At 72.2% G+C, this 16,391-nt stretch carries 17 protein-coding genes; 7 read left to right on the forward strand and 10 right to left on the reverse strand.

Translation table 11 applies throughout. The features are described from left to right. Positions 1 to 276 precede the first annotated feature (276 nt). Positions 277 to 1,026 carry a lysophospholipid acyltransferase family protein gene (locus IT780_RS11610; protein ID WP_199511516.1) on the reverse strand — a complete coding sequence of 250 codons (750 nt, stop codon included), beginning with the start codon at positions 1,024 to 1,026 and terminating at the stop codon, positions 277 to 279. Positions 1,027 to 1,175: 149 nt separating this feature from the next. On the opposite strand from IT780_RS11610, the gene IT780_RS11615 reads away from it, so the two are divergent. Both IT780_RS11615 and IT780_RS11620 read left to right on the forward strand, forming a co-directional pair. Beyond that, on the forward strand, positions 1,176 to 1,358 hold the full coding sequence (locus tag IT780_RS11615) for a hypothetical protein (RefSeq protein ID WP_199511517.1): 183 nt from the start codon (positions 1,176 to 1,178) through the stop codon (positions 1,356 to 1,358). Positions 1,359 to 1,552: 194 nt separating this feature from the next. After that, on the forward strand, positions 1,553 to 2,464 hold the full coding sequence (locus IT780_RS11620) for a hypothetical protein (RefSeq protein ID WP_307831151.1): 912 nt from the start codon (positions 1,553 to 1,555) through the stop codon (positions 2,462 to 2,464). Between the two features lie 6 nt (positions 2,465 to 2,470). Here the strand turns inward: IT780_RS11620 and IT780_RS11625 are convergent, their stop codons facing one another. From IT780_RS11625 to IT780_RS11640, 4 genes are read right to left on the reverse strand one after another with little or no spacing between them, the layout of a single operon-like run. Further along, positions 2,471 to 3,367 carry an ABC transporter permease gene (locus tag IT780_RS11625; protein ID WP_199511518.1) on the reverse strand — a complete coding sequence of 299 codons (897 nt, stop codon included), beginning with the start codon at positions 3,365 to 3,367 and terminating at the stop codon, positions 2,471 to 2,473. Beyond that, complete coding sequence (locus tag IT780_RS11630; protein WP_199511519.1) at positions 3,357 to 4,136, reverse strand: ABC transporter ATP-binding protein; 780 nt, start codon at positions 4,134 to 4,136, stop codon at positions 3,357 to 3,359. The genes IT780_RS11625 and IT780_RS11630 overlap by 11 nt, the downstream gene beginning before the upstream one ends. A 28-nt stretch (positions 4,137 to 4,164) precedes the next feature. Beyond that, complete coding sequence (locus IT780_RS11635; RefSeq protein ID WP_199511520.1) at positions 4,165 to 5,220, reverse strand: ABC transporter substrate-binding protein; 1,056 nt, start codon at positions 5,218 to 5,220, stop codon at positions 4,165 to 4,167. 8 nt (positions 5,221 to 5,228) lie between these two features. Then, positions 5,229 to 5,630 (reverse strand): RrF2 family transcriptional regulator, encoded by a 402-nt coding sequence (locus IT780_RS11640; RefSeq protein ID WP_199511521.1) that lies wholly within the window; start codon positions 5,628 to 5,630, stop codon positions 5,229 to 5,231. Between the two features lie 219 nt (positions 5,631 to 5,849). Here IT780_RS11640 and IT780_RS11645 point away from each other — a divergent pair, with 219 nt between their 5' ends. After that, a complete protein-coding gene (locus IT780_RS11645) occupies positions 5,850 to 7,058 on the forward strand; it encodes a radical SAM protein (protein WP_199511522.1) in 1,209 nt (402 codons plus the stop codon). On the opposite strand, the gene IT780_RS11650 is transcribed toward IT780_RS11645, so the two are convergent. The 4 genes from IT780_RS11650 to IT780_RS11665 are packed head-to-tail and all read right to left on the reverse strand — an operon-like array spanning position 7,039 to position 11,183. Continuing rightward, complete coding sequence (locus tag IT780_RS11650) at positions 7,039 to 7,419, reverse strand: hypothetical protein (protein WP_199511523.1); 381 nt, start codon at positions 7,417 to 7,419, stop codon at positions 7,039 to 7,041. The genes IT780_RS11645 and IT780_RS11650 overlap by 20 nt on opposite strands. Positions 7,420 to 7,469: 50 nt before the next feature. Then, the gene (locus IT780_RS11655) at positions 7,470 to 9,548 is read right to left on the reverse strand and encodes an SIR2 family protein (RefSeq protein ID WP_199511524.1); all 2,079 of its coding nucleotides are present in this window, start codon (positions 9,546 to 9,548) and stop codon (positions 7,470 to 7,472) included. After that, the gene (locus IT780_RS11660) at positions 9,545 to 10,816 is read right to left on the reverse strand and encodes a YqgE/AlgH family protein (protein WP_199511525.1); all 1,272 of its coding nucleotides are present in this window, start codon (positions 10,814 to 10,816) and stop codon (positions 9,545 to 9,547) included. Before IT780_RS11660 ends, IT780_RS11655 begins: the two co-directional genes overlap by 4 nt. Beyond that, positions 10,809 to 11,183 carry an effector-associated constant component EACC1 gene (locus IT780_RS11665; RefSeq protein WP_199511526.1) on the reverse strand — a complete coding sequence of 125 codons (375 nt, stop codon included), beginning with the start codon at positions 11,181 to 11,183 and terminating at the stop codon, positions 10,809 to 10,811. Before IT780_RS11665 ends, IT780_RS11660 begins: the two co-directional genes overlap by 8 nt. A gap of 141 nt (positions 11,184 to 11,324) precedes the next feature. Between IT780_RS11665 and IT780_RS11670 the strand changes: the two genes are divergently transcribed. From IT780_RS11670 to IT780_RS11685, 4 genes are all read left to right on the forward strand, one after another. Then, positions 11,325 to 12,620 (forward strand): M16 family metallopeptidase, encoded by a 1,296-nt coding sequence (locus IT780_RS11670; protein WP_199511915.1) that lies wholly within the window; start codon positions 11,325 to 11,327, stop codon positions 12,618 to 12,620. Continuing rightward, on the forward strand, positions 12,617 to 13,936 hold the full coding sequence (locus IT780_RS11675) for a M16 family metallopeptidase (RefSeq protein WP_199511527.1): 1,320 nt from the start codon (positions 12,617 to 12,619) through the stop codon (positions 13,934 to 13,936). Before IT780_RS11670 ends, IT780_RS11675 begins: the two co-directional genes overlap by 4 nt. Continuing rightward, complete coding sequence (gene nudC, locus IT780_RS11680) at positions 13,933 to 14,919, forward strand: NAD(+) diphosphatase (protein ID WP_307831152.1); 987 nt, start codon at positions 13,933 to 13,935, stop codon at positions 14,917 to 14,919. Before IT780_RS11675 ends, nudC begins: the two co-directional genes overlap by 4 nt. Before the next feature lie 103 nt (positions 14,920 to 15,022). Next, positions 15,023 to 15,904: a phytanoyl-CoA dioxygenase family protein gene (locus IT780_RS11685; RefSeq protein ID WP_199511528.1), complete on the forward strand. Its 882-nt coding sequence runs from the start codon at positions 15,023 to 15,025 to the stop codon at positions 15,902 to 15,904. Positions 15,905 to 16,091: 187 nt separating this feature from the next. On the opposite strand, the gene IT780_RS11690 is transcribed toward IT780_RS11685, so the two are convergent. Next, positions 16,092 to 16,334 carry a mycoredoxin gene (locus IT780_RS11690; RefSeq protein ID WP_199511529.1) on the reverse strand — a complete coding sequence of 81 codons (243 nt, stop codon included), beginning with the start codon at positions 16,332 to 16,334 and terminating at the stop codon, positions 16,092 to 16,094. Positions 16,335 to 16,391 lie beyond the last annotated feature (57 nt).

Genomic DNA, 16,391 nt, shown 5'->3' on the forward strand with positions numbered 1-16,391 from the left:
GCCCGCTGCCCGCTGCCCGCTGCCCGCTGCCCGCTGCCCGCTGCCCGCTGCCCGCTGCCCGCTGCCCGCTGCCCGCTGCCCGCTGCCCGCTGCCCGCTGCCCGCTGCCCGTCGCCCGCAGCCCGCTGCCCGTCGCCCGCGGTCCCGCGCCGGCAGCCCTCGCGCTGTGCGAGCGCCAGCCCTTGAGCCGGGCCAGCAGGAGCCCTCGAGCCGGGCCAGCGGCCGCCGGGCGGCCGCCGGGCGGCCGCCGGGCTCGTGGACGGCCGGGCCGGCGTCCTCAGGCGTCCAGCGGGGCCGGGTTGCCCGCGTCCTCGGGCCGCGGCGGATAGCCCAGCTCCTCCGGTCGCGGTGCGGTACCGCCCAGGTGCGCCGGCAGCCACCACCGGTCATCGGGCCCGGACGGCTGCTCCGGATAGTCCTGCTGCGCCCGGTCCAGCAGCGCGCTCAGCCGCTGCCGCAGCACCACCGTGGTCGCGTCCGCGGTCGTCACGGTGATCGGCTCGCCGATGCTGATGATGACCGGCACGTGACGCTTGGTCAGTTCCTTCTTCCGGCCCTTGGTCCAGAGCCGGTGCGGCCCCCACACCGCCATGGGGATCAGCGGCACCTCGGCCACCTCGGCGAGCCGGGCCGCGCCCGACTTCAGCGCCTTCACGGTGAACGACTCGCTGATCGTCGCCTCCGGGAACACGCCGACCACCTCGCCGCGGCGCAGGGCGTTCTCGGCTTCCTGGAACGCCGCCGTGCCGGCCTTGCGGTCCACGGAGATGTGGCGCATGCCGCGCATCAAGGGACCGCTCACCTTGTGGTCGAAAACCGACTTCTTCGCCATGAACCGCACCAGGCGTTTGGTCGGCTGGGCGCCCAGCCCGCAGAAGATGAAATCGAGATAGCTGGCGTGATTGCTTGCCAGGACCGCCCCGCCGGTCGCTGGGATGTGGTGCGCACCCTCGACCTGGATCCGCAGGTCGAGCACCCGGAACATCGTCTTTGCCAAGGCGATCACGGGGGGATACACGATTTCCATCCGGTTACGGTACCGGGGCCGCATGAACCTTTCCTGGGAGAGATGCAACCGATCTGCCGTCGGCTGCGTCTTACCTATGACTGCGCTGAGCCGCGCCGGGGTCCACGCTGACGGGGATCATCCGGTTCGCACTTTCCGGGAGGACCCGCATGGACACCGTGTCCGCACGCCGCGAGCTCGCGATCGTGGTGGCGCTGGCGGTCCTGGGCCTGTGCCTGGTGCTGGTGGTGGCCTTCGCCCCCTGGTATGCGTCGTCCGGCTACGGCGGGACGGGCGCGGGGGTCGTCGAGACCGTGCCACCCAAGGCGGCACCGGTGGCCGCGGCCCGCTGACCGGCCCGAGAGAAACCGTCGCGGCCCGCTGGCAGAAGAACCCGCTGGCGAAAGAACCCGCTGGCGAAAGAACCCGCTGGCAAAAGAACCCGCTGGCGAAAGAACCCGCTGACGAAGCTGGGAAGAGAACCCGTGGCCCGCTGACCGGCGGGAAGGCGCCGCCGGAGCCGGGCGATGACCCGTCACATCGCCCCGTGGTGTTCACTGGGATGATGTCCGACGGCACGCCCACCCCCACCGCCTTCCCGCGGCCGGGTGGCGCGTGGGCCTCCGGGACGGTCACCGCTTACGGCGTACCCCCGCTCGTGCCGCCTCCGCCGCCCGCCCCGCCGGAGCCGCCCGGCGGTGACGGGCCACGACGGCGCCGGCGGCAGATGATGGTTTTCGGTGGGATCGCCGGCGCGATCGTCGTGATCGGTCTGACCATCATCCTGATCGTGGCGCTGACCTCGGACGGTGACGCCTTCGGCGGCAAGAAGGCGTCCGGTCCCACGGACGTACGGCCGCCGCTCGCGCAGATGTGTCCCGCGCCGACCGTGGCGCCGAGCCAGGGGCCGACCGGCAAGCCGCAGAAGGTCCCGCCCGCCACCGGGGAACGGACGACCGACACCGAGGCGGGCATCTCCTACCGGAAGTACGGCGCGCCGTGGGTGCCCTGGGACACGACGTGGCGGGCGGGCACGCTCGAGGTTCCGTACAAGGTGGGGCAGCACTTCGTGACGGAGACGTACAGCGGGGGCACGTATCACGCGTCGATCCTGTCGGCGGCGGTGCCGGCGGCCGACAACGATGCCGTGACGCTGAACCTGGAGTGCGTGGGGCGGCAGGTCGCGGCGGACGTCCGCGCCGAGTATTACCCGCAGCCGAACACGCTCGAGCCGCTGCGCGACGGGATGACCACGCTGGGCGGGCGGCCTGCGTACCTGAGCGAGTTCCGTCTTCACTTCAAGGCCGAGGGGCTGACGGCCACCGAGGAGTTGTCCGCAGTGGCCGTCATCGACGTCGGCAAGACCACGGCCGCCGTGCTGTACGTGTCGATCCCCGGCACCCACAAGCAGTTCGACTACGTGATCGACGACGTGCTGAAGTCCGTACGGCCGCTCTGAGCGGGGTCAGGAGCCGGTGAGGCCCCAGCGCTTGCGCAGCGCGTTGTCCGCCGCGTTGAAGAGCAGGTCGATCAGGATGCCGATCACCAGCACCACGATGATGAAGCTGATCACCAGGCTGGACTCGTTGAGGTCGCGGGCCTGCTGCATGCGTACGCCGATCGACAGCGCCCCCGGCACGATGACCAGCAGCTCGCCGGCCATGAGGCTGCGCCAGGAGAACGCCCAGCCCTGCTTGAGCCCGGAGATGAAAGACGGCAGCGACGCCGGCAGGATCAGGTGGCGGTACTTGGCGAAGCCGGTCATGCCCAGCACCTGACCGACCCGCAGCCACGTGCGCGGCACGTAGTCGATGCCGCTGATGAGGCCGTTGGCGACCGACGGGGCGGCGCCGATGACCACCACGAACATGATGGCGCTCTCGCTGATCTGGAAGAGCAGGATCGCCAGCGGGAACCACATGATCGAGGGCATGGTCTGCAGGCCGGTGATGAGCGAGCCGATGGCCGCCCGCAGCGGGGCGAACCGCGAGACCGCGGCCCCGACGATCGTGCCGATCAGGACGGCGAGCGCGAAGCCGGTGACCGCGCGCGTCATGGTCAGCCGTACGCCGTCCCAGAAGTCCCCTGTGGTGATCAGCGAGCCGAGGTCCTCGAAGACCGTCGCCGGGCCGGGCAGCACGTACGCCGGTTTCCATTCCGCCCAGACGACGGCCTGCCACGCCACCACCACGATGGCGACCGCGAGGAGCTTGGGCCAGGCGCTGCGCCAGATGCGCTTGCCGAGCGCGCTCTGCTCGCCCTTGCCGGCCAGTTCGAGCGCGTCGAGCCCGGTGACCCGGTCGGCGGCCCGGTCCGACTCCGTCCGCTGGTCCGGGGCCTGGGTGGGGATCTCAGCCTGCATGACGGGCGACCTCCGCGCGGAGCCGGTCGGTGATCTCGGCGGCCTGCCCGGCCACCTCGGGGGAGTCGATGCGCCGCGGCCGCTGATGGGTCACCGGGAAGTCCTCGATGACCCGGCCCGGGCGGCTGCTGAGCAGGATCACCCGGTCGCCCAGCCGGACCGCCTCGCGCACGTTGTGGGTGACGAACAGGACGGTGAGCTCCTGCTCGCGCCAGATGCGCTCCAGCTCGTCGTGCAGGATGTCGCGCGTCATCGCGTCCAGGGCGCCGAACGGCTCGTCCATCAGCAGGATGTCGGCGTCCTGGGCGAGGGCCCGGGCCAGCGCGACGCGCTGGCGCATGCCGCCGGAGAGCTCGTGCGGCCGCTTGTGGCCGAAGCCCTTGAGCCGCACGATCTCCAGCAGCTGTTCGGCGCGTTCCCTGCGGGTGGCGCGGGGGATGCCGCGCAGCCGCAGGGGAAGCTCGACGTTGCCGGCAACCGAGAGCCACGGGAAGAGCGCCGCCTCCTGGAACATCAGCGAGACGGCCCGGCCGCCGGTGTCCAGCGTGCCGCCGCTGATCCGGTCGAGCCCGGCGACGAGCGAGAGCAGCGTGCTCTTGCCGCAGCCGGAGGCGCCCAGCAGGCAGACGAACTCGCCCTTGCCGACGCTCAGCGAGACCTTGTCCAGGGCGAGCAGCGCGTCGGCGCCGGTGCCGTACCGCTTCGAGACGCTGTCGAGGCTGACGACCGCCTGCCGGGTGCGCTGGTGGGTGGCTTCGAGAATGCTCATGACGTGACTCCCGGTTGTCCGGCGGCGATCAGGAGGCGGCGGCGTCGCTGACCTCGGGCTGACCGTCGGCCTTGAGCAGCTCGTTGAGCGGGCCGAGGTCGTAGATGCCCTTGAGGTCCACCGGCTTGAGCAGGCCGACGTCCTCGGCGTGCTTGGCGCTGGTGTAGAGCGACGAGGCGATCGGGTCGTTGGTGAACGTCAGGTTCTTGAACGCGGCGGCGAGGATGTCGTCCTTGAGCGGCTTGCCGGACAGGGCGGCGAGCTGCTCGTTGGCGGCCTTCTGGGCGCCGGCGCTGTCCGTGGCGATGTACTTCTCCGCGGCGATGTGGCCCTGCAGCAGCTTCTTGACGGTGTCCGGGTGCTTCTTGAGGAACTCCTGCTTCACGATCAGGTGGGTGGTGACGAACTGCCCGTTCGGCCACAGGTCCTTCTCGTTGACCAGGATCTTGCCCTTGGACTCGAGCACCATCTTGCTGAGGTTGGGCTCGGGGACCCAGGCGCCGTCGATCGCACCCTGGGCGAACGCCTGCACCGCGGTCGCGTTGTCCTGCGGGAGCACGGAGACGTCGCCGCCGCCCTGCTGGTCGGCGTTGAGGCCGTTCTCCTTGAGCCAGGCGCGCAGCGCGACGTCCTGGGTGTTGCCCAGCTGCGGCGTGGCGATCTTCTTGCCCTTGAGGTCGGCCGGGCTGTTGATGCCCTGCTTGACGACCAGGCCGGCGCCGCCCGAGGTGCTGCCCGCGATGATCTTCAGCGCGGTGCCCTTGGAGGTGGCCCAGCCGTTGATGGCCGGGTTCGGCCCGATGTACGTGGCGTCGATCGCCCCCGAGAACAGCGCCTCGATCGCCGCCGGGCCGGCGTTGAAGGTCTTCGGCTCCAGCTTGGTGTCGCCCAGCGCCTGCTGGAAGAGGCCGTTCTTGACGCCGACGAGCGCGGGCGCGTGGGTGATGTTCGGGAAGTACCCGAGCCGCAGGGTGTTCGCGTCACCACTCGCGGCGGCGTCGTCGCTGCCGCAGGCGGTCAGGGCCGAGGCGGACAGCAGCGCGGCGGCGGCAACGGCAAGCGCACGAAGAGCGCGGGATTTCATTGTCACTCCTAAGCGGAGACGGTGAGTTGGGCGAGGGTGCGGTGGTTCACGACCCCCTCGATGGCCTCCTCCACCGCGAGCCAGACGTCCTTGAGGCCGGTCGCGACCCCGTGGTACGTCGTGGTCGTGGTGGGCAGGCCACGAACGGTGGTCAGCGCCCCGCCGACGGCCCGGACCACGTCGCCGACGGTGATGTCGTCGGCCGGCCGGGCCAGGGCGTACCCGCCGTCGACGCCGCGGTGGCTGTGCAGCAGGCCGGCGCGGCGCAGGTCGAGCAGGATGCCCTGGAGAAAGCTGAGCGGGATGTCCTGGCCGGCCGCGAGCGACGCGGCCTTGACCAGGTGGGGGTGGTCAGCGGCGATCGCGAGCATGGCCCGGACGGCGTAGTCGGTGCGTGCCGAGACGTACACGGGGGGATGTCCTCTCGGTCCGGCGGAGCAAACTCTGCTTTCTCTATCTGATGGATGGGAATAGTGGACGAGGTGCGGTATCGGCGTCAACCCCGAACCGCATCATGGGATGTTCCTCTGCCGGATTAGTAGGAGAAGCCCCCCGATGGGGTGACGCCGGCCGGGCGCCGCCCGCGCGGGCGAAACACAAATGACCACGAGCTGTGGCACTATCTGCGCGTGTTCGCCGTGTCCGAGCGCCGTCGGACGTCACAGGTGGTTCGCCTGGCGCCCGGGGTACGGGTCCGCGGGTCGATCGCGTACGTCCCGCGCCGGGACCACTTCTTCGCCCTCGACGCCCGCCACGAGGCCGTCCTGCGCCGCCGCACGGGCGACGACGAAGCCATCCGTACGCTCGCCGAACTGGGCATCTGTGACACCGAGCCGGCCACCCCGCGCCGCGCCTTCTTCGGCCGTTCCGTGGTCGGGCACCTCGCCGCGCTCCCCGCGGTCACCGAGCCGCTGGTCGTGAACTGCTTCTCGACCGCCTTCTGCCCGCTGCGCTGCCGCTACTGCCACGCCGACGACCTCATGACCCCCGGCTACCGGGAACGCGAGGACGACCGCGGGCTCGACCGGGTGCTGCGGGTCGCCGGAGCCACCCCCGCGATGGTCGGCGTGGTCACCGGCGGGGAGCCGCTAGCGCGGGCGGAGCGTACGGAGCGCCTGGTGGAACGGCTCGCCGCCACGGGCAAGGCGGTCGTGCTGGACACCTCGGGGGTCGGCGACTTCAGCCGCATCGTGCCCCTGCTGCAACGTCACCACGTGCACGTACGCGTCTCCCTGGACAGCGCCGACCAGGCCGTCAACGACGCGCTGCGCCCCGCCAACCGGCAGTTCGTGCCGCCGGGCACCAGCTCGGCCGTGTACGCCCGCGACGCGATCCGGCGGGCCGTACGGGCCGGCGTACCGTGCAGCGTCCAGACCGTGGTGACCCGGCGCAACGGTGACCTCCCCGGCCTGCTCGCCCTGCGCGACCAGGTGGCGGATCTGGGCGTGACCACGTGGGTGCTGCACGTCGTCGTACCGGTCGGCAAGGCCGCCGACCCCCGCCGCGCGGACCTCCTCGCCCCGGAGGGCGTGCACGGCGTCGTGGAGGAGCTGGTGCGGCGCAGCGCCGCGGACGGTGTGGCCATGGACATCCGGCTCACCAGCACCCACCGGGCGCCGAACTCGACGCTGCTGATCAGCGCCGACGGCGAGCTGGCGGTGGAGGACGTGATCAACGGCGGCAAGAGGACGTTCCGCCTGCCGCGGGTCGGCGCCCGGGCGGCGGTGCTCCGGCACTTCCGCGAGCACGTGGACCTGACCGGGCACGCCAGCCGTTACCTCAACGGCTCGCTGGCACCCTTCGAGAACGCGACGGGCGCTACCCTGCCGCGGGGCTGACCGACCAGGCCGCCGCGGTCTCGAGCAGCGCCTTCACGCTGGTCTCGTCGCCCTCGGAGAGGCGTAGCACCCGGGCGGGCACGTAACCCTGCGGGTCCATCTCGCGCAGCCAGGCCGCGGCGAGCGCCGTCCGGTTGGCCGTCTCGAAGACGCTGACGATCTCGGCGGCCGCGGCGAGCCGCCGGCGCACCAGGTAACCGGGGCGGGTCGGCGCGGCGAACCAGGACTCGAACTCGCCCACGCTCGAGGCCCCGGCGACGTACGCGGTCAGCTCCCGGCCGAGCACCGTGACGCACAGCTCCGCGTGGTCGTCGACGGTCGCGATGCGGTGCCCGACGCGTTCCACAACTGCGGCAGTCATGCCTCGACGCTAGCTCCGTACCGCCAAGACCGCGACCGCCGAACGGTCTTTCATGGCAGAAAGACATTTGTCACCCGGGCGGCCAGGTCGTCGAGGACCGGCTTGCCGTCCTCGTCCGCGGCGACGAAGGCCGCCCATGAGTCCAGCGGGAAGTCGTCGGTCTCCGGTACGGGCTCGTGGTTGAGGTAGCCGGGCAGCAGCAGCGCGTTCTGGAACAGCCAGGGGATGTAGCTGCCCTCCGCGTCCCATCCCGGCAGCTCCCGGGTCCGGTGCAGATGCCGGGTCAGCTCCTCCTGCGACGACCAGCGCAGCATGTGGGCGTCGTGTTTCAGGTTCCTGATGTACGGGTTGTAGAGGTGCCCCGGCCCGAACCCGAACGTCTGCCGCCACTGCGCCCACAGGATGGCCTCGTCGCGCCCGCCCAGCGTCATCACGTCGTTGGTCGTGCTCTCCAGGAGCATGCTGTTCAGGTACGGCCACAGCGTCAGCGGCGTCAGCAGGTTGCGCGCGTCCGTACGCAGCACCGCCTGCACGATCGGCCACGCGTTCTTCTCCAGCTCGTCCCACGACGTCAGGTTGGGTACGGCCTTCACCGCCGCGAGCAGGCTGTACAGCGACGGGTTGTGCTCGCCGTAGAACATCCGCGCCACCGACCAGGGGTCCGTCGGGCGCAGCAGTGCCTCGGGGTTGCCGGCGGCCGGATACCGGGCGCCCCGGTCGAGGAACTCCGACAGGCTGACGAACTCGCGGACCGCGCCGTGACCGGTGTGGTCGATCCAGCGGTCGAGGTCGTCGCGGAAGCCGGTCTGCGCCTCGGTGTCGCGCAGGCCGACGTCGTCGATGCAGACGCGCACCTCCACGCCGAGACGGGCGAGAGCGCCGGCCACGAACGCCTGCACCATGTGGATCACGGAGGCGCGGGGGCGCAGGCGTACGGGCCAGAGCAGCCGGATCGGCTGGACCGTGCCGCGCTGCTGCGTCACCCAGCCGAACCGGCGCTCGAGCTGGAGCAGCAGCCCCGGCACGTCGCGCGGCGGGCTGCTGTCCGGCTGGGAGACGAGCTGGCGTTCCCAGGCGTGGTGGCGTACGCGGTTCTTGAGCCCGGTGGCACGCGGCGGCACGGCGACGCCGGCGCGTTCGGCCAGGGCCGGGAGGAGCCGCTCCGAGTCGACGCCGGGGAAGCACTCGACGGCCACACCCGTGTTCTCGCGCAGCCGGGCGGCCGCGCTGAGGGCGGTGGCCGCGTCCGGGTCGTTGAGCGTCCAGAGCACGCGTACGGGCCGGGTCCGGGCGACCGCCGCGGTGATCGTCCCGGCCCAGTCGCTGCTGCCGATCACGCACACGGTGTCGCCGCGGATGAGGTCGGCGGTGGTGGCGACCAGGGGCGCGTTCTCTGCCAGGTGCGCCGGATCGTGCAGCAGCTGGGGGCCGCGTACGTGCAGGGTGGGCCGCCAGAAGCCGTGCAGGTGGAAGACGCGTACGGCGCCGTCGGAGCCGCCGGCGTGCCCGAAGCCGCCCGCCGAGTCCAGCGGCAGGCTGACCGCCCGGCCGCCCGCGTCGCGGATGGCGATCTCGAGCAGCGGGTCGAAGTTCGTGGTCAGCACCCGGTGGTCGAACGCCTCGGGGATGCTCGCGAGCAGGTGACCGAGCGCCTGCACCCCGCGCGGGAGCAGCCAGGAGAAGCGGTCGTTCTCCACGCCCTCGCCGACCGCACGGTCGAGGCGCTGCCCGAGCCCGTGCGTGGCCAGCGGCGACTCCATCGGGTCCGGCGCCGCGTACGCCTTCAGCACGGCCTGCTGCGCGATCACGTCGAACGCCCCGCCCGACACCCAGTCGGTGAACACCCGCCGGTACGCCCTGTACACGTCCACGGGCCGCGCGCCGACGAGCTCCGCGCGCGCCTGGGCCAGCGCCCGTTCCAGCGCGCCGTCGTCGTTGCGTCCCGCCGCGTAGCTGTCGGCGATCTCCAGCACACCCTGCACCCGGGGGACGGCGGTGGCCGTGACGCCCGAGCCGATCACCAGCGTGATCTGGTCGGCGTCCTGCAGGGCTGCCGTCAGCCGGTCGATCAGCAGGCGCTCGCCGGGGCTCAGGCCGTCGCCCGCCGGGTCCGGCTCCGGCGCCGTCATCGGCCCGCCTGCAGCGACTGCCACAGCTCGCCGGGGCGTTCGGTGAACACCTGGCGGGCGGTGTGCCGGCTCGCGACCAGGGCGCCGCGGTCGAGGTATTCCTCGAGCTCGCCCGAGCGCCAGCCCAGGTAGCCGACGAACACCCGCATGGCGTCCACGCTGCCGGTCACATCCTCCGGGTTACCCGAGAGGTGCAACGTGCCAAGCCTTTCCCGTACGGGCGTGAAGCGCAGCGGCTTGGGCGCGCCCGCCCGCAGCAACGTCACGACGATGTAGCCGTCCTGGGCGACCGGGCCGCCGTGGAACAGCATCACGGGGTTGCGCAGCAGCCGCCGCCACGAGTCGGGGAAGTCGGCCGGCAGCTCGCCCTCCGGCCGGGTGATGCAGACCCCGAGCGCGCCGGTCTGGTTGTGCCGCAGTACCAGCATCGCCCGGCGGCCGAGGTCCTCGTCGACGAACCAGGGCGCCGCGTACAGCACCGTGCCGGCGAGGTTGTGTCTGGGCGCGGCGGGGTTGTGCACCAGCGCGATCTCGCCGCCGGAGTCGCGGGCGCGCAGCTCCGGACGCTCGAACCCGCGGCGCAGCATCGCGCGGCGTACCGTGCGCCAGACGGCGTGGACGGTCAGCGCGGGCGGCGCCGGTTCGGGCGGTGGCGGTCGCAGGCCGTCGCGGAGCAGCCGGATCAGCTCGCCCGTGAAGGCGGTGTGGACCTCCCCGCGCGGCGCCATCGCGGGCCGGTTGGCGGGAGCGGAGACGAGCAGGCACGTCCCGTCGGTCTCGGCCTTGTCGGCGACCGCGTCGGTGCCGCTGCTGTCCCCGCCGATCTCGGCGCCCGCGCGGCCGGAGTAGCAGCAGTCGAGGATGACGACCCGGCGGCGGGCGCGGGAGTCGGCGACCGCGCGGCGGATCCACTCGTACGGGACCCCGCGCTCGTAGGGCACCTCCGGGTCGCAGCCGGGCAGGCCGAGGATCAGCCGGTCGTCGTCGGGGTCGACCAGGCCGTGCCCGGCGAAGTACACCAGCAGCAGCCCGTCGCGCTCGGTCGCGGCGGCGGCCCGGCGGACCGCGCGGCTCACCTCGGCCGGATCCTCCGGATCCACCAGCACCTGGCAGTTGTCCGCGGGGACACCCCAGAGATCCTCGCCCGCCAGCAGCTCGCGCAGGTCGGTCACGTTGCGCCCGGCGGCCGGCAGCTCCGGGAGCCTCCGGTACGCCGAGACGCCGATCAGCACGACCTGCGAGGCGGCCGGGTCGGCGACGTCACTCATCGGTCCCTGCCGCCCGCCCTCCGCCCGCCTCTTCCAGCCGCGCCAGGGCGTCGGCCAGCGTCCGGTGGTCCGCCGCCTCGATCCGCGTCGTGGCACCGTCCGCGGCCGTGTGCACGATCGTCACCTTCGGGGACGGCCGGCGCGAGTCCCGCCACGAGGCCACCGCGAGCGCGAGCTGACCGGCCGACAGCCCGCTGCCGATGACCAGCGTCAGCACGTCGAGCAGGGTGCCCATCGTCTGCGGGTCGTCGCTGCGGGCCCGGGCCAGCCGGCCGTCGACGCGTACGGCGTCCTCCCGGCGCAGCCAGCGGTGCAGCGACTCGGCATCCTCCGGCGACGGACACTCCAGTCGGAGCTCAACCGGCATGAAAGTCTCCCCGTGTCATATCGATGCACGTTTCTGGCTTCGCGGACACTGCTAGGCGAAGCTAGCATCGAGCGTCGACGCGGTGACCGGGCGTACCCGTCGGATGCCGCGGCGGGATAGATTCTTGGGGTGGCCCGCACAATGAAGATCCCCGCGACGAAATACCCGGTCGAACGGTTCACCCTCGACAACGGCCTGCGGGTGGTCCTCACGCCCGACCGCAGCGCTCCCGTCGTCGGCGTGGCCGTCGTCTACGACGTCGGCATCCGGTCCGAACCGGAGGGTCGCACCGGCTTCGCCCACCTCTTCGAGCACCTCATGTTCCAGGGCTCGGAGAACCTCGAGAAGCTCGCCCACTTCCGGCACGTCCAGGGCGCGGGTGGCAGCTTCAACGGCTCCACCCACCTCGACTACACCGACTACTTCGAGGTGCTCCCGGCGGGCGCCCTGGAGCGCGCGCTGTTCCTCGAGGCGGACCGCATGCGCGGCCCCCGGCTCACCGAGGAGAACCTGCGCAACCAGGTGGACGTGGTGAAGGAGGAGATCCGGGTCAACGTCCTCAACCGCCCGTACGGCGGCTTCCCCTGGCTGAAGCTGCCGCCGGTGATGTTCGAGACGTTCCCCAACGCCCACGACGGGTATGGCTCCTTCACCGACCTGGAGAGCGCCACGGTCGAGGACGCGCAGGAGTTCTTCGGCAAGTACTACGCCTCGGGCAACGCGACGCTGGCGGTCGCCGGCGACTTCGACGTGGCCACCGCCACCAGGCTCATCGAGGCGCACTTCGGCGACGTGCCGGCCCGGCCCAAGCCGGAGCTGCCCGACTTCGCCGAGCCCGGCCTGAGCGCCGAGCGCCGGGAGAGCTACGTCGACCGGCTCGCCCCGCTGCCCGCCATCGCGGCCGGCTACCGGGTGCCCGACCCGATCGCCGACTTCAGCGCCTACCTGCCGTACGTGGTGCTCGCCGAGGTCCTCACCGACGGCGACGCGTCCCGCCTGGTCGAGCGGCTCGTGCAGCGCGACCGCATCGTCACCAGCGTCGGCGGCTACATCGGATTCATGGGCGACGAGTACCAGGTGCGCAACCCCACCGCGCTGCTGCTGCAGGCGCACATGCCGCCGGGCGGCGACGCGGACAAGGTGCTGCGGGTGGTCGACGAGGAGCTCGACCGGCTGGCCACCGGAGGCCTCGCGCCCGGCGAGCTGTCCCGCACCCAGGCCCGCATGGCGACGCACCTGCTGCGTGACACCGACGCGGTGCTCGGCCGGGCCCTGCCGATGGCCGTGCTCGAGCTGCAGCGCGGCAGGCCCGAGCTGCTCAACGAGCTGCCGCGGCTCGTCGGCGAGGTCACCGAGGCGCAGATCGTCGCGGCCGCCGCCAGCCTGCGGCCCGAGAGCCGTGCCACCGTCGAGGTCGTCCCGGGAGCCAACCAGTGAGCGTCAAGACCCTGCCGGACCTCGTGCCGGATTCGAAGATCAAGCTGCCCAAGCAGGCCGAGCGCACGCTCAGCAGCGGCCTGACCGTCATCGCCATCCGCCGGCCGGCGGTGCCCCTGGTCGAGCTGCGGCTGCGGGTGCCGTTCGGGCGTGCCCCGCTGGCCCGGGCCACCCTGCTGTCGCAGGCGCTGTTCACCGGCACGGCCACGATGTCCAGCATCGACATCGCGGCCGAGCTGCAGGCGGTCGGCGGCGGCCTCTCCGCGGGGCTCGACCCGGACCGGCTGCTCATCACCGGCAACTCGCTCGCCGCGGGGCTGGACCGGATGCTGGAGATCCTTGCCGCGGTGCTGACCGACCCGGCGTACCCGGCCGATGAGGTGGGCACCGAGCGGGACCGGCTCGTCGACCACATCCAGGTGGCGCAGAGCCAGCCGGCGCACCTCGCCCGGACGGCCCTGCTCAAGCGGATGTACGGCAAGCACCCGTACGCGGTCCAGACGCCCGAGCCGGAGCAGGTCAGGGGCGTACGCCCGGGGCAGCTGCGGACCTTGCACGCCGAGCGGGTGCGCCCGGAGGGCTCGGTGCTGGTGCTCGTCGGCGACATCAACGTCGAGAAGGCGATCGACGCGGCGGAGAAGGCGCTCGGCGACTGGATCGGCTCGGGCCGCGACGGGGCCGTGCCGCCGACGCCCGCGCTCGAGCCCGGCCCGCTGCTGCTGGTCGACCGGCCGGCGTCGGTCCAGTCGTCGCTGCGGATGGCGTTGCCGGCGGTGCCGCGCACCGATCCCGACCACGCGGCGCTGCAGCTGGCGAACATGGTCTTCGGCGGCTACTTCTCCTCGCGGTGGGTGGAGAACATCCGAGAGGACAAGGGCTACACGTACGGCCCGCACACCGCCATCGAGCACTTCGTCGCCGGCTCCTCGCTGGTGGTGGCCGCCGAGGTCGCCACCGAGGTGACCGGCCCTGCGCTGCTCGAGACGCTGTACGAGCTCGGCCGCATCGCCAGCCTCCCGCCCGGTGAGGAAGAACTCGAGCAGGCCCGCCGGTACGCCCTCGGCACCCTGCGCCTCGGCATGTCCACGCAGGCCGGCCTGGCGGGGCTGGCCAGCATCTACGCCAGCTTCGGGCTGCGGCTGGACTACCTCACCGAGCACTCGGCGGCGCTCGCGGCGGCGACCCGCGAGCAGGTGGCCGAGGCCGCGGCCCGCTACCTGGCGCCGTCGCGGGCGGTGTCGGTCGTGCTCGGCGACGCGGAGAAGGTGGAGGGGCAGCTGTCCGCCCTGACGAGCGTGGAGCGCGGCGCCGCGTGACCGGGCCGGTGCAGGAGGACCAGCCGGACGTCGGCGAGCAGCCCGGCCTCGACGGTCCGCCGCTGGCGCGGACCAGCCTGGACCGGGCCGCGCACCGCCGCAAGGACGACGCGTGGCTGGCCGAGGCGTGGAAGAGCGGCCTCGTCCTGGTGATCGACATCGCCAAGGGCGGCCGCGCGCTGATCGCCGGAGCCGACGGGGACAAACCGTCGCTCGTGCTGGTCGGTGCGGAGGAGGCGCCCGAGGGGGAACGCCTGTTCCTCGGCGTCGACCCGGCCGGGGTGCCCATCTTCGCCGTCGACGCGCCGCTGCCCGAGGCGGCCGGCGCAGAGGTCCGCAACCTGCGCGACATCGGCGACCGGCTCGACCCGCGCGACGCCGGCATCTTCACCACGGCCGCCGCGCTGGGCAACTGGCACGCCACGCACCGGTTCTCCCCGCGCTCCGGGCAGCAGACCCGGGTGGTGGAGGCCGGCTGGTCGCGCGTCGACGAGGATGGGCGGCAGATGTGGCCGCGGACGGACCCCGCGATGATCGTGCTGGTGCACGACGGCGTCGCCGGGCCGGACGGCCGGTGCCTGCTCGGCCACAACGCCGCCTGGCCGGCGGTCGACGGCATCCGCCGGTTCTCCTGCCTGGCCGGCTACGTCGAGCCCGGCGAGTCGGCCGAGACCGCCGTCGTCCGCGAGGTCCGCGAGGAGGCCGGCGTCCGGCTCCGCTCCGTCGTGTACGAGGGCAGCCAGGCGTGGCCCTTCCCGGGGTCGCTGATGCTCGGGTACACCGCCGAGGCGGATCGCGACCAGGCGCTCGCCCTCGACCCCGAGGAGATCGACGAAGCGCGCTGGTTCACCCGCTCGGACATCGCCCGGATGATCGCCGGTGATTTCGTGGACCCGGCGAGCGGCGTACGGATGAATCTGCCCATGCGCTCTTCCATCGCCTTTTATCTGGTTGAGCGATGGTTGGGGGATTCCGCCCGATAAGGGATTCACATTTCTCTAATCAGAGGGATCTTCACACGGAATTAGCAACCATCGGGGCAGGCTCTCGCGTCTGGGAGATCAGACACGGAGAGGTGGTAGTGGCATGTCGCTGCTTGCGGAGCAGACCTGGACCCCGATGACCGCTGACGAGCGCGCGCAGTTCCAGCGCGACGGTTTCCTCGTCATTCCCGGCGTACTCAACGAGGACGAGGTCGCGGTCGCACGGACCGCGATCCTGCGATCCAAGGAGAAAGCGGCTCGGGAAGGAGGTCTGGGGCCCACCGGCGCCCTGCACCAGTTGTCCGCGGTGACCAACAACCCCGAGCTGGCGTTCCTGCTGGACCACCCGAAGGCCTTCAAGTACATCTGGTCGATGCTGGGCTGGAACGTGCACGTGTACCACTCGCACGTCGACGTGCACCCGCAGATCCACGAGAAGCAGAAGGACTGGTGGCACTGGCACCAGGACGGCGGCCGGCAGAACCGGGAGCTCGAGACCGACCCGCGACCGATGATGAGCGTCAAGCTCGCGTACTGGCTGTCGGACGTCTCCGAGACCGGGCGCGGCAACTTCACCGTGCTGCCGGGCAGCCACCTCACCAACTGGCTTCCGGGCCCGCCGTCGCGCGGCGTGCCGTGGCCGCAGCCCGAGGGCGCCCTGCAGATCACCGCCAACCCCGGCGACCTCGTCGTCTTCGACCGCCGGCTGTGGCACGCGCGCTCGGACAACTACTCGCCGATCACGCGCGTGGGTGCCTTCTTCGGGTACACGTACCGCTGGGTCGCCGGCCGCGACGAGGTCGCCCACCTGCCCGGCACGCCCGAGTGGGAGACGTTCAACCCGGTGCAGCAGCAGCTGCTCGGCGGCGCGGGCGACGGCACCGGTGACCACGCCTGGGGCCACTACCCGGAGACCACCCCGCTGTACGTGGAGCTGAAGCGGCAGGGCCTGCTCGACTCGAGCATCCCCGCGCTCATCCCGTGACCCGGGGCGGGCCGGCCGGCCTCTCCCCGCCGAGCCCGCTCCGCCGGATGTCCCCGCACCTTCGCCCGCCGCCCCGGGCTGGGTGCGGGGCGCGACCACCGGCCCTCGCCCGCCGCCACGGGTGGGGTGCCGGCGCGGACAGGAACGGGCCGCCCCCGGGTTCCGGAGGCGGCCCGTTCCGTTGCCGTCAGGCCGACAGGCTCGCCAGGTGCTGCTTGACCTGGACGATCGACGGGTTGGTCATCGCGGTGCCGTCGTCGAAGCGCATCGTCGGGACCGTCTGGTTGCCGCCGTTCACGCTCATCACGTAGTCGGCCGCCTTCGGGTCCTGCTCGATGTCGATGACTTCGTACGCGATGCCCTCCCGGTCGAGCTGCGACTTGAGCCGGTGGCAGTAGCCACACCAGGGCGTCGAGTACATGGTCAGCATCGGTCTGGTCCCTTCGCAGAGGTCACATGGCACTACGCCATCCGACGAAACGTCGGA

Source organism: Nucisporomicrobium flavum, assembly GCF_016464385.1.
Classification (GTDB): Bacteria; Actinomycetota; Actinomycetes; order Mycobacteriales; family Micromonosporaceae; genus Actinoplanes; species Actinoplanes flavus_A.